The 13,267-nt window shown below is 50.5% G+C and carries 13 protein-coding genes; 9 read left to right on the forward strand and 4 right to left on the reverse strand.

Going from position 1 to position 13,267, the window contains the following annotated elements; genetic code table 11:
• Nucleotides 1–57 precede the first annotated feature (57 nt).
• Both DES37_RS15835 and DES37_RS15840 read right to left on the reverse strand, forming a co-directional pair.
• On the reverse strand, nt 58–759 hold the full coding sequence (locus DES37_RS15835; RefSeq protein ID WP_110026681.1) for a response regulator: 702 nt from the start codon (nt 757–759) through the stop codon (nt 58–60).
• A complete protein-coding gene (locus DES37_RS15840; protein ID WP_110026682.1) occupies nt 740–2,377 on the reverse strand; it encodes an ATP-binding protein in 1,638 nt (545 codons plus the stop codon). Before DES37_RS15840 ends, DES37_RS15835 begins: the two co-directional genes overlap by 20 nt.
• A gap of 323 nt (nt 2,378–2,700) precedes the next feature.
• Here DES37_RS15840 and DES37_RS15845 point away from each other — a divergent pair, with 323 nt between their 5' ends.
• From DES37_RS15845 to DES37_RS15885, 9 genes are all read left to right on the forward strand, one after another.
• A complete protein-coding gene (locus tag DES37_RS15845) occupies nt 2,701–4,062 on the forward strand; it encodes a 2-hydroxycarboxylate transporter family protein (RefSeq protein WP_110026684.1) in 1,362 nt (453 codons plus the stop codon).
• A gap of 18 nt (nt 4,063–4,080) precedes the next feature.
• Complete coding sequence (locus DES37_RS15850; protein ID WP_110026686.1) at nt 4,081–4,965, forward strand: fumarylacetoacetate hydrolase family protein; 885 nt, start codon at nt 4,081–4,083, stop codon at nt 4,963–4,965.
• Between the two features lie 17 nt (nt 4,966–4,982).
• Nucleotides 4,983–6,026, forward strand: coding sequence for a [citrate (pro-3S)-lyase] ligase (gene citC, locus DES37_RS15855; RefSeq protein ID WP_110026688.1), 1,044 nt, complete (start codon nt 4,983–4,985; stop codon nt 6,024–6,026).
• Nucleotides 6,027–6,051: 25 nt separating this feature from the next.
• Nucleotides 6,052–6,345 (forward strand): citrate lyase acyl carrier protein, encoded by a 294-nt coding sequence (gene citD, locus DES37_RS15860; RefSeq protein WP_110026689.1) that lies wholly within the window; start codon nt 6,052–6,054, stop codon nt 6,343–6,345.
• Nucleotides 6,342–7,217: a citrate (pro-3S)-lyase subunit beta gene (gene citE, locus DES37_RS15865; protein ID WP_110026691.1), complete on the forward strand. Its 876-nt coding sequence runs from the start codon at nt 6,342–6,344 to the stop codon at nt 7,215–7,217. Before citD ends, citE begins: the two co-directional genes overlap by 4 nt.
• 22 nt (nt 7,218–7,239) lie before the next feature.
• Complete coding sequence (citF, locus tag DES37_RS15870; RefSeq protein ID WP_110026692.1) at nt 7,240–8,769, forward strand: citrate lyase subunit alpha; 1,530 nt, start codon at nt 7,240–7,242, stop codon at nt 8,767–8,769.
• Complete coding sequence (gene citX / locus DES37_RS15875) at nt 8,766–9,305, forward strand: citrate lyase holo-[acyl-carrier protein] synthase (protein ID WP_110026694.1); 540 nt, start codon at nt 8,766–8,768, stop codon at nt 9,303–9,305. The genes citF and citX overlap by 4 nt, the downstream gene beginning before the upstream one ends.
• The gene (gene citG, locus DES37_RS15880; protein WP_110026695.1) at nt 9,283–10,137 is read left to right on the forward strand and encodes a triphosphoribosyl-dephospho-CoA synthase CitG; all 855 of its coding nucleotides are present in this window, start codon (nt 9,283–9,285) and stop codon (nt 10,135–10,137) included. The genes citX and citG overlap by 23 nt, the downstream gene beginning before the upstream one ends.
• 294 nt (nt 10,138–10,431) lie before the next feature.
• The gene (locus DES37_RS15885) at nt 10,432–10,944 is read left to right on the forward strand and encodes a DUF4823 domain-containing protein (protein WP_110026697.1); all 513 of its coding nucleotides are present in this window, start codon (nt 10,432–10,434) and stop codon (nt 10,942–10,944) included.
• Between the two features lie 135 nt (nt 10,945–11,079).
• Here the strand turns inward: DES37_RS15885 and yghU are convergent, their stop codons facing one another.
• Complete coding sequence (gene yghU / locus DES37_RS15890) at nt 11,080–11,931, reverse strand: glutathione-dependent disulfide-bond oxidoreductase (RefSeq protein ID WP_110026699.1); 852 nt, start codon at nt 11,929–11,931, stop codon at nt 11,080–11,082.
• 314 nt (nt 11,932–12,245) lie between these two features.
• Nucleotides 12,246–13,022: an EAL domain-containing protein gene (locus tag DES37_RS15895; protein WP_110026700.1), complete on the reverse strand. Its 777-nt coding sequence runs from the start codon at nt 13,020–13,022 to the stop codon at nt 12,246–12,248.
• Nucleotides 13,023–13,267 lie beyond the last annotated feature (245 nt).

Raw genomic sequence — 13,267 nt, forward strand, 5'->3', positions numbered from 1 at the left:
AAACATACGGCGTTGCACAAAAGTGTCGTAACCACCGCACCAGGGATGGCGCAGTGGTTAGCTACCCAACTCCGGTTTACGGCGATACATGCGCCGTGGGTGGCCGGGTTTGCCATAGCGCATTTCCACATCCAGAAACCCGTTGTCCACACAGTGCTCCAGGTAACGCCGGGTGGTGGTTTTACTCAACCCGGTCTGGCTCACCACATCATCGACAGATAACACTGTGTCATGGTGGCTGGCAAATAAGCTTTGCACCCGGCTTAAGGTTTGTTCTTCAATCCCTTTATTACCGTTTTCTGTACGGTAATTTTTACCTTGCAACTCGTAGAGCGAATCCACATTGCGTTGATCGACAATTTTCCAGGTACGCTGCTGCTCATTAAATTGCACGAAGCGCGCCAGAGACTGGTCCAGCCTTTTCCACGAGACAGGTTTAAGGATGTAGTCGAAGGCTCCATTGCGAATCGCCTGGCTGCAGGTATCCATATCGCTGGCGGCAGTAATAAAAATCACCGAGCATTTGTGCTCAGCAATCCACGGACTGTTCATCAAACTGATCCCCTTGCCATCTGGCAGGTAGTTATCCAGCAAGACCAGGCCCGGGCGCAGGTGCTGCAATAACTGGCGGGCATCCGCAAGGGAAGGTGCAGTGCCTGCATAGCGCAGTTGTGGGTGGTTGCGGAGTAATTCTGCATGCAGCTCCGCCAGTGGTGCTTCATCTTCCACAATCAACACATCAATGGGTTCCAGTTGCATACACAGTTTCCTCTTCTGTTGGAGCAAGGGCTGGCACGCAGGGTATAAACAGCGAAAAAACCGTGCCAGAAGGAATATTATCGGCGACTTCGATGCTGCCGCCAGCCTGGGTGATATAGCTGGCGATAAGATAAAGCCCAAGACCGTGGTCGCCATGTTGTTTGGTGGTGACACCGCGTTCAAAAATATGCTCACGGATTGCCGGATCCAGACCAACACCGTGGTCTGCAACTTCAATAATCAGTTCCCGGCTGGATAAACGAATCAGTACTTCGACAGGAAGATGTGCGCCGCTGGCACGCTGGGTGGCTTCAATCGCGTTATCCAGCAGGTTACCAATTACGGACAAAAGCCCGGATTCAGTAAGCCCGTGGAAAGGTTCACGCATTTCACACGCCGGGTCGAACCGTAACGAAACACCTTTCTCCCGTGCGCGTGCTGTTTTGCCTAATAGCAACCCGCACAGTGTGGGCGACTGAAACCGGTCAGAAATAAAATCCAGGCACTCCTGGTCATGCTCTGACTGGCTTTGAATATACGCTGTTGCTTCCTGATAGCGCCCCATATGCAGTAAACCCGCCAGTGTCGCCATATGGTTTAGCTGTTCGTGCCGCATGATGCGCAGGTTATCCAGGTACCGTTTAACCTGGCTGAGTTGTGCGGCCATGGCATCGATATCGTTACGGTCCCGGAAAGTAATTACCCAGCCCTGTAACTTCCCTTCCAGCATAATACGCACCCGGCTGGCAATAACCGTCAGGTGGTTAAAACAGCAAATCTCATCGTGGGTATCCTGCTGCAACATGATGTCAGGGCGGAAAAAGTGCACCGGCTCAATCAATTCTGATAACGGCTTGCCACGCACTTCGCGTGAGGATTGATTCAGCCCAAGCAAATGTTTGGCCGCCTGGTTGATAACAGCAACCCGCGATTGAGCATCAATGGCAATCACCCCTTCATAGATAGATTCCATCAGCGCTTTTTGCTGGCGAACTAATAAACCAATTTCCCGTGGCTCCAGTGAGAAAATTTGCTTTTTGATACTGCGGGTAAAAAACCACGAAAAAACAAATAATGACATCAGGATAAAAGCGGCAGATAACGTAATATTAACCACTTTACGCGAAGTAATGTTGTCGAGGTAGCTTTTCAAATACCCAACAGAAACAATACCAATAACCTTACCCTGATTATCAAAAATAGGTGATTTGCTGCGCAATGAAATACCTAAACCACCCTTGCGAATAGTAGTAATTGTTTTACCTTTCAGAACAGACTGATTGTCACCGCCCACTAATTTTTTACCAACCCGGTCATTAAATACTGAGTGAAAAAGATGCAGGGCATGTTCATCACCAATAACAATAAAACTGGCATCACTGCGCTTCGCTACCTGGGTCATAAACTGGTTGATTTGTGTTATGTCATGGTGTGCGACGGCTGTCTTTAGTGACGGGATAAGTGCTATCTCCTGAGCCTGAATGCGGGCTCGTACGCTCATTTCCTGGTATAACTGGCGGCTCATATCAACATAGTAATAGACCCCAAGCAGCACAAACAGCCCCATGAAAAACACCGCAAGGGAGACAAACAGTTTTACCTGGAATGAGAGTTTCATTATTTGCTATAACGCACTTATTAAAAGATCAACTTTACCATTTTTCATGTGCCCGTCGCTGTCGCTATAAAAAACTTGTGATCCTCTACACAGCCTGAATTGGCAGGGAATTAATTTAATAGGCGAATTTTGAAATTTTGTTACTGAAAATAATAAACTCCATAAACACCACGCAATTAAATCTGCACTGCATCACACATTATAATAAACTCCATAAACACCATACAATCCATTAAAACTTCCTGCTTAATATGTATTTCCTCACATTATATAGGTGCTTGCTCTTTTAATCTGACCCGGAACAATAACCAAGGGGCTTAATAATGAGCACGACTGATGATTCTTACTCTGTACCCCAGAACCCGGATGACCTTGCCCAGGTTTCACTGAAAGAAAAATGGTGGCATATCCTCGATACCTGGAAAATTGGCATTATCCCGCTACCGCTGTTTGTGCTGGCCGGGTTGCTGATTGCGGTTGATTGCCTGGGGGGAAAATTACCCAGTGATATCGTCGTTATGGTTGCGACACTGGCTTTTTTTGGCTTCGCGTGTGGCGAGTTTGGCAAACGCCTGCCTCTCATTGGCAAAATGGGTGCTGCGGCGATTTGCGCCACATTCATTCCTTCTGCACTGGTGCATTACGGGTTGTTGCCGGATGTCGTTGTGGAATCCACCACCAAATTCTACAAATCCACCAACATTCTCTATCTCTATATTTGCTGCATTATCGTGGGCAGCATTATGAGTATGAACCGTACCACGCTGATTCAGGGATTCCTGCGTATTTTCTTCCCGATGCTGTGTGGTGAAGTGGTGGGAATGGTGGTGGGGATGGGCGTTGGCCTGGCGCTGGGCATGGAACCGTTCCAGGTGTTCTTCTTTCTTATTCTGCCCATTATGGCTGGCGGCGTGGGTGAGGGGGCAATACCGCTTTCCATTGGCTATGCCACTTTATTGCATATGGACCAGGGTGTGGCGCTGGGGCGTATTTTGCCAATAGTGATGCTTGGCAGCCTGACGGCCATTATTATCTCTGGCAGCCTGAACCAACTGGGTAAACGCTACCCGCATTTAACCGGGGAAGGTGAATTGATGCCTGGGAAAACGGCCCAGGCGGCAGGTTCTCTGACCGCGGCATTTAGCGGTAAAACTGATGTTACCACTATCGCTTCCGGTGCTTTACTGGCCGTACTGCTGTACATGATAGGGATGCTCGGCCACAAACTGATTGGCCTGCCAGCACCTGTTGGCATGCTGTTTATCGCGGTCTTCATCAAACTGGTTCACGGTGTTTCTCCCCGCCTGCTGGAAGGCTCACAGGTGGTCTATAAATTCTTCCAGACTTCCGTGACTTACCCAATCCTTTTTGCCGTAGGCGTTGCCATTACCCCATGGGAAGAACTGGTTCACGCATTCACGTTCACCAACCTGTTAGTGATTGTCAGCACTGTCAGTGCTCTGGTTGCCACCGGGTTCTTTGTTGGCAAGAAGATAGGCATGCATCCCATTGATGTGGCCATTGTTTCCTGCTGCCAGAGTGGCCAGGGCGGTACGGGTGATGTCGCCATTCTTACTGCGGGTAACCGTATGTCCTTAATGCCTTTTGCACAAATAGCCACGCGTATTGGTGGCGCTATAAATGTTTCCCTGGCACTGCTGTTCCTCGGCAACTTTTTAGTCTGACTGACAGGTTTTACCGCTATGAAAATTGCAAGTTACCAACATCTTGGCCGCCACAGTTATGGCATCGTCACACCAGATGGCTTTATTGACCTGGGCATGCGCCTTGGCGACCGCTGGCCGAGCCTTAAAGCACTGCTGGCAGGGAATGCCCTGCCTCATGCTCAGGCACTGGCGCAGTTAAGTGCAGACGTAAGTTTTGATGATGTCGTGTTTCTGCCCGTAATCAGCCAGCCAGAAAAGATCCTGTGCGTCGGCATGAATTATGCGGAAAAACGCCGGGAGTTTGATCAGCATGATCCTGCGCCAACTTTGTTTGTCCGCTTCCCGGATTCACAAACCGGGCACAACCAGCCGGTGATGAAACCGCACTACTCCAGCGAGTTTGATTACGAAGGCGAGCTGGCGGTGATCATTGGCCTGGGGGGTGAGCAAATCACACGAGACCAGGCGCTGAAACATGTCGCCGGGTATAGCTGCTACATGGACGGCTCTGCCAGAGACTGGCAGCACACCTGGTTTACTGCCGGTAAAAACTGGCCGCAGACCGGTGCATTTGGGCCCTGGATGACCACGGCAGATGCCATTCCCGACCCCCACAAACTGGCGATTCGCACCTGGCTGAATGGCCGCATGGTGCAGGAAGACAATACGGCCAGCATGATCCACAGCGTGGCGGAATTGATTGAATACATCAGCACATTCACCCGCCTGAACCCGGGAGACGTCATTATTACCGGGTCACCCGGGGGCGTAGGTAAAAAACGCAACCCGCCACTGTTTATGCATGAAGGCGATCGCATTGAAGTGGAAGTAGAAGGCATCGGTCATCTGAGCAATGTCATTGTTGAAGCCCCTGCGCCCGCAGTGCTTTCGGATCGGCCTCTGGCCGCTGTGTCTCACTGACCTGGCTGGTGATAAAAATGGACGACGTCCCTGTCGATTTTCATGTCATCGATATCAGTCGCAATGCTCAGCGCGCCGAAGAAATTCGCGCGCTGTTAGCGGCCAACCGCCTCGGGATGGATAGTGATGTTCGCTATTTCATGCTGGCTTTGGATAACCAGCGTCTGGTGGGATGTGCCGGCCTTGTGAAAAACATCATTAAATGTGTTGCGGTCGCGCCGGAGTGGCGCGGCCAAAACCTCAGCGCCAGGTTATTACAGGAAGTGGAGCGTTACGCGCTGGCGCAGGGGCATTTCCACCTGTTTCTCTATACGCGCCCTTACAACATCGACAAATTTGCCCAAAGCGGTTTTTGGCCCATTGTTCAGTGCGATGACAGCGCAGTACTGATGGAAAATACCCCGATTGGCATTCAGCGTTATTGCAAACAATTACGCACCTTACGGAAAAGCGGCGCGCGTATTGGTGCCATTGTGATGAATGCCAACCCATTCACCCTTGGGCACCGTTATTTGGCCGAGCAGGCCGCCCGGGCATGCGACTGGCTGCACTTGTTCGTAGTACGCGAAGACGCTTCGTTTTTCCCGTTCAACGAACGCTTAGCCATGGTGCGCTCCGGTGTGGCCGATATCCCCAACCTGACGGTACATGAAGGCTCCCATTACCTGATCTCCCGCGCCACTTTCCCCGGCTACTTTCTCAAAGATAAAAGCGCAATTGAGCAAGCCTGGGGGGGAATGGATCTGCTTATTTTTCGCCACTATATCGCCCCGGCACTGGGGATCACCCATCGCTTTGTGGGATCTGAGCCTTACTGCCCGGTCACCAGGCAATACAACCAGTCAATGCACAGCTGGCTGGAAGCTACGGATACCGACCAGACACCCAATATCACCGTGGTGGAGATCCCGCGCATGTGCCGCAAAGCAACCGGGGACGCTATTTCCGCCTCTGAAGTACGGCGCTTACTGAAAAACCAGCACTTTGCCCGCATTCGCGACATCGTGCCGCATACCACTTACTCCCTGCTGTTGCAGCAATACCGTGCAGCAGTAGCTTAATTCAGGACTGACCAGGAAAACTGTCATGCAGATAATCAAAGAAGCCATCGCCGGTACGGTCGAATCCAGCGATCTGATGGTGAAAATCGCGCCCGCAAGCGGCGAACTGGAAATCGTGATTCATAGCGAAGTGTACAAACAATTTGGCGAACAAATTCGCTCTGTAGTAGCACAAACCCTCGAACAGATGGCTGTTCATGAAGGCATTGTCATTATTGAAGATAAAGGCGCGCTGGATTGCGTGATTCGCGCCCGGGTACAGAGCGCACTGTTACGTGCAGCCGGTGTGCAGCATGTTGACTGGGAGGCACTGGCATGAAAACACTTCGCCGGAGCATGTTGTTCCTCCCGGGAGCCAGTGCGGCCATGTTGTCCACTGCATTTATCTATAAACCTGACTCCATCATGTTCGACCTTGAAGACGCCGTAGCACTGCGCGAAAAAGACAGTGCCCGCCTGCTGGTCTTTCATGCCCTGCAGCACCCAATGTACCGGGATATCGAGAAAGTGGTGCGCATTAACCCACTGAACACGCCGTTTGGCCTGCCAGACCTGGAAGCGGTTGTCCGCGCGGGCGTGGATGTTATCCGCCTGCCAAAAACAGACTCACCGGAAGACATTGCCGAGCTGGAAACGCACCTGGAACGCATTGAAAAAGCCTGCGGGCGGGAGCCCGGGTCAACCCGCATTATGGCGGCGATTGAATCTGCCATTGGCGTCATCAATGCAGTGGCGATTGCCCGCAGCTCCCCACGGCTGATTGGCATTGCTTTGGCGGCATTCGACTATGTGATGGATATGCAAACTGAGCGTGGCGATGGCACCGAGCTGTTCTATGCCCGCTGTGCCGTGCTCCATGCTGCTCGCGCTGCAGGAATAGACGCGTTCGATGTGGTGTGGTCAGACGTAAACGACGAAGCCGGTTTCCTGCGTGAGGTCGGGCTGATTCGCAAAATGGGCTTTAACGGCAAATCGCTGGTCAACCCGCGCCAGATAGACCTGTTACACAATGCTTATGCACCCACCCAGCAGGAAGTTGACCATGCTAAACGGGTGATTGAAGCCGCCGAAGAAGGTGAACGCAACGGCCTGGGGGTGGTTTCCCTTAATGGCAAGATGGTGGATGCCCCGATTATCGACCATGCGCAACGTGTACTGGAACGTGCTGCCGCTTCCGGTGTGCGCCAGTAAATTTCCCAATCAGGACAACAAAATGAATAACCAGACAGAAGCACTACACGGCGCGTTTCCTCACCTGCGCCACCTGACCAGTTTTGATGGGGAACATGCTGCCACACCGTGGCTTGACGATGCCGAAGCAAAATTAAACCGCAAGCTGTGCCAGACACTGGAAGAAGCCGTTAAGCGCGCGGGCCTGCAGGATGGCATGACAATTTCTTTCCACCACGCTTTTCGCGAAGGCGACCGGGTGATTAACACCGTGGTAGCCACACTGGCTGGCATGGGGTTTAAAAACCTGACGCTGGCATCCAGTTCCCTGATGACCTGCAATGACGCGCTGGTGGATTTTATTCGCCAGGGCGTGATTACCCGCATCTATACCTCGGGTATGCGCGGTAAACTGGCAGACGCGATATCACACGGGCTGATGGCAGAGCCAGTACAGATTCACTCCCATGGCGGGCGAGTACACTTGCTGGAAAGTGGTGAATTGCACATTGATGTGGCTTTTCTGGGTGTTCCCAGTAGCGATGCGTTCGGGAATGCCAATGGCACACAAGGGCAGTCTGCTTGCGGCTCACTGGGCTACGCCATGGTAGATGCACATTATGCAGATAAAGTGGTCCTGCTGGCTGAAAGCCTGGTACCATTTCCGAATATGCCAGCCAGCCTGCGCCAGGATCAGATCGATCTTGTTGTGCCGGTAGAGCGGGTAGGTGATCCTGGCAAAATAAGCGTTGGGGCCGCACGCGTAACCAGCAACCCGCGTGAATTAATGATTGCCCGCAATGCCGCCGACGTTATCGAACACTCCGGGTATTTTAAAAATGGGTTCTCCATGCAAACTGGCTCCGGTGCTGCGGCAACGGCCTGTACCCGCTTTATGGAAGAAAAAATGACGCGCCATGGTGTGGTGGCACGCTTTGCTTTAGGAGGAATAACCGGCAGCCTGGTGGATTTGCATGAAAAAGGCTTAATCGAAAAGCTGCTGGATACGCAGTGCTTTGACAGCCAGGCTGCGGCATCTCTGGCCCGCAACCCTAATCATATTGAAATCTCTACCGAAGTGTATGCCAGCCCGGACAGCCGGGCAGCCAGTTGTGATCAACTGGATGTGGTTATCCTCAGTGCACTGGAGATAGATCTCGATTTCAACGTTAACGTGATAACCGGCTCTGACGGCGTTATGCGCGGTGCCTCTGGCGGTCACTGTGATGTGGCGAGTGCTGCCAACCTGACGATTGTTGTCGCTCCGCTGCTACGTACCCGTATCCCTACTGTGGTCAGGCGTGTGACCACCTGTGTCACCCCGGGTGAAAGTATTGACGTCCTGGTCACCGACCATGGCATTGCGGTAAATCCGGCACGCCCGGAAGTACGCGAGCGCCTGCTGGCTGCCGGGTTGAAAGTTGTTGATATAGAAACGCTCTACCAGCGTGCGGTGGCATTAACCGGTGAACCCCGGTCGGTTGCGTTTACTGACCGCATTGTCGGCATTATTCGCTACCGCGATGGCTCCGTCATTGACGTAGTACGCCAGGTGCAGGAGGAACAGGAATGATCATGCTGGCCCCTCAACAACCAGGGGTCAGCCTTTCAGCACTGCTGGCGGCAAAAGAGCAACGCGCTCACCGCCAGCAGTCATGGCTGGCTCGTCATCACGCCCCCCTGATTTCGCTGACACTGGTTATCCCGGGCAGTGTTAAAGACAGTATTCAATACCGTAACCTGATGGGCGTTGCGCTGGTTGCGTGTGACCAGTTGCTCTGGCAACACCGCTGGCCGGTGTTAGCCCGGGAAGTTAACTGGCTGGATACCGGTGCAGAAGCCTTGTGGAGTGTGAACCACAATGCAGCAGAATTGAAAGCCAGTTGTGTGGAGCTGGAACAGGAGCACCCGTTAGGCAGGTTGTGGGATTTTGATGTGTTTGACCCGGAAGCCGGGCAAATTGGCCGCCATTCCCTGGACCGGGCAGGCCGCCGTTGCCTGATTTGTGGAGAACCGGCTCATGCCTGCGCGCGCTCACGCCGCCACCCGGTTGAGCAGGTGGTTGCTGAAGTGGAGAAACGCATTGATGACTGGTTTACCCGTGATTAACGCCGTTCCCGCACGCGTTGAGTCAACAACCATGGTGCAACGCGTGGTACGGGCGCTGTACGATGAAATTCACCTGACACCGAAACCAGGCCTGGTTGACCGGGCGAACAGTGGTTCACATCACGACATGGATCATGAACTGTTCATGCGCAGCATTGCGGCAATTGCTCCCTGGTTTGCAGTTTTCTATGAGCTGGGGAAAACACATGCCTTCCTGCCGGAAGCGGTGCAATTGCGCTTATTACGCCCGGCAGGTATTGCCTGTGAACAGGCCATGTTTCAGGCAACCGGCGGGGTGAATACCCATAAAGGCGGTATTTTTGCACTGGGGTTATTGTGTTGTGCCGCCGGGCGGCTGGAAGCTCAGGGTAGCAGGCTTTCGCGCCAGGCGGTGTGCCACCAGGTCAGCCTGTTTTGCCACGGGTTGGTGGCGCGTGAGCTGGTGCAACGCAACCGCCAGGCATCCACGGGCGAGCGGTTGTTTCAACAGTTTGGCCTGGCAGGCGCGCGCGGGGAAGCAGAGTCTGGTTTTCAAACTGTCACTCGCTATATTTTGCCGGGCTGGCAGGACGAAGCCTGCGAAGAACGCCGCCTGCACCTGGCTCTGTTGCGCCTGATGGTGGTCAACCCGGATACCAACCTGGTATCTCGCGGGGGGCTTTCAGGGCTACGTTATGTTCAGCGTTCTGCCCGGCAGGTTCTGGCTGTAAGGTGGACCCGGGAGCAGTTACACCAAATGGATCAGGCGTTAATTGCCCGCCACCTGAGCCCGGGAGGCAGCGCCGATTTGCTCTCTGTGGCAATGGTGCTGGCTGGCTTGCCGGAGGTATAGGTATTCATTTAACGTTGGAGGTATATTTCATTGCGAGAAGCTGCAATTATTTGCGTCTTATTCATGCTAACTCAATCAGGCAATGGTAAGCACTGAGATTACCAAAACATTCCTTGTGCCCTATGGAAAAATAAGTAATTATTCACTATTCCCTTCGTACAAAAATAAGCTGTCATGATGGTGTGTGCGGGTGAGAATTATTCAATGTAAAGTTGATGATAATGTGATGTTGTTAGCATTATATTAATAATATATGACTACATAAATAAAATATCATTATACGGGGTAATAAAAGTGAAAAATTCTATTTTGGCCATTGTGGCCCTGTCTGTTGTGGGATGTTCTGCAAAATATAATGTGAACAATATTGAGGAGAAAACTGAGCTTTTGATGAAAGATACGCCAGTTAGTATTTCTGTTCCTGCTAACGGGATGTATGGTAATCAAACATATACCGGTTCAGGTAAAGCTACTGCAATGGCGATCCGAGAGGCTTTCTCGCACTACACTGATAATGTTAATATTTTTTATGATTGTGGTGATTTATCTTGTCTTAATACAAATCATAAGATTGACCATGGTTATTATGTTGTTCCGCAAATATTGCATTGGGAAGACAGGGCTACAGAATGGTCTGGTTTACCTGACCGGATAACAATAAAAATAGTAATTTATTCCGCTGAGTCAAATAGACGTGTTGCCGCAGCAATGATTAGTGGTAAAAGCAAATGGGCTACATTTGGTGGCGATCATCCTCAGGATTTACTTGCTGAGCCTGTTAATTCTTATGTCGCTGGGTTGTATTAGTTGTTAATAATCGGGCATAAAGCTGATTTAGACAGTGCCGTGTAGCTGAGTGGAATAGTAAATATGGCTGTTATCTAAAATAATTCAAAAATTCAGGCGAAATATTTTTCAATATCGCGCCTGATATTATTTTAATTACAACGTCAGCCCATCAAAATCCGCTGAGCTATGGCGTTCAGGCAAGAACGTACCCGGTTCACCACTGGCTTTATTCACAATACGGCCGCGTTTTACAGCAGGGCGCGCATCGATGGCTTTTGCCCAGCGAACCACATGCGTATAACTGGCAACATCCAGGAACGTAGCAGCGTCATACAGGCGCCCTAATACCAGACCACCATACCAGGGCCAAATAGCCATATCGGCAATCGAGTAGTCTGCTCCCGCGATAAACTCACGTGTCGCCAGCAATTTATCCAGTACATCCAGTTGCCGCTTGGTTTCCATGGCATAGCGGTTCACTGCATATTCGAGTTTGACAGGTGCATACGCATAGAAATGGCCAAACCCGCCTCCGGCAAAGGGCGCAGCCCCCTGCAGCCAGAACAGCCAGTTCAGTGTTTCCGTCCGGGTTGCCAGGTCTTTCGCCAGAAAGTGGCCAAATTTCTCCGCAAGATAGAGCAAAATAGCCCCTGATTCGAACACGCGCACTGAAGGGTCTTCACTGCGGTCCAGTAATGCAGGAATTTTGGAGTTTGGGTTCAGGGCGACAAAGCCACTGGAAAACTGGTCACCTTCGCCAATACGAATTAAATGCGCATCATATTCTGCATCAGCTACACCAGCAGCCAGCAACTCTTCCAACATAATGGTCACTTTCTGCCCATTCGGCGTACCCAGAGAATAAAGCTGAATAGGGTGCTTCCCACAAGGTAGTGTTGCTTCGTGGGTGGCACCAGATACCGGCCGGTTAATGGCGGACCATGTGCTGCTGTCTTTAGCCGGTGGGGTCCAGACTTTTGGCGGTTGCCATGTATTCGCTGTCATAGGTGATATCCCATTGTTGAATGAAAATCTACAGGGAGTGTAGCAGGTCTGTTTTTTCCGGTTTAACACTATCAGGCGTGAAATCATTCACTATGAGAGGTAAGCCAGAGAAAAGAAATCCCGCTACCTGCTCAACAGGTAACGGGATAAAACAGAAGGATAACAAGGATTATCCTGGGGTGAATGTCGTCTCCACTTCGTTGTTGTGGCTGGCGGACCTGGCTGGCCGTTGTCCACGTAATCCGTGAAAATTACATACTGACGATGCCTGCAGTTCCTGGTTCAGGTAAGACAGGCTGAATAACATAATAAAACTAGTTATAAATAAAATTTTCCCTGGTGCTGAAACGAGTCAAAAAATCAAAAAACTGGTTTTTAGGTAAGGCTTTTGAAATAAGAAAGCCCTGAATATAGTCACATTTAAAACCAACTAAAGTTTTAAAATCTTCAATGGTTTCAACCCCTTCGGCAGTAACCTGCATGCCCATATCGTGGCTTAGTTTTATCAGGTGTTTCAGAATGCTGTATTTACAACTATTACGGGAAACATTCTGTACTAACTGTTTGTCCACTTTGATTTTATCGAAGGGGTAATTCAGTAACTGTACGAAGTTGGCAAGGCCATCACCAAAATCGTCCATACTGACGGTGATACCAATATTTTTAAAATGGTCGAGATGATGCTTACCATATTTTAAATGCTCAATAGTCAGATTTTCAGTGATCTCCACTTCAATCCTGGCTGTTGGAATAGCATACGATTTTAACGTGTTAATGAAATCATTAAAAAAGCCATCAGTTTTAAATAATGATGGTGAAATATTGATGGATGCTTTTATATTAGGGTGCTGTTTAAGCATTTCACAGGTTTCTTGCAGTACAAAAAGAGAGAGTTCATAAATAGAACCATCCTTTTCTGACTGAGGAATAAACAAGTCTGGCGAGATATAACCATGCGTCTGGTGATTCCAGCGTACCAGTGATTCCAGCGAGTGAATCTCACTGTTTTTCACACAGTAAATCGGTTGGTAATGTACAGATAAATGCTCCTGCTTTGCCAACGCAAGTTTTAACTCGTTCGTTATGTCCATACCTTCCCATTGTTATCAATGCAGCATTAAGTGCCCCGTTGTTCGCAGGATGTATACCCGTGAACCTGGCAACAAAAACAAATGTAAGCCACCAAAAACAATACTAATTTTGGTTTCAGGCTAAACGACATCTACACATTTTGTCTTCAGCCCTCTGTTTGGGCTATCCCGGAGGTCGAGAAAGTATGCTGGTGCTGGCACTATTAATAGCGGAGTTGGCTGGGTACCACAGACATCGAAACGAA

Source organism: Mangrovibacter plantisponsor, assembly GCF_003182475.1.
GTDB classification, from domain to species: Bacteria; Pseudomonadota; Gammaproteobacteria; order Enterobacterales; family Enterobacteriaceae; genus Mangrovibacter; species Mangrovibacter plantisponsor.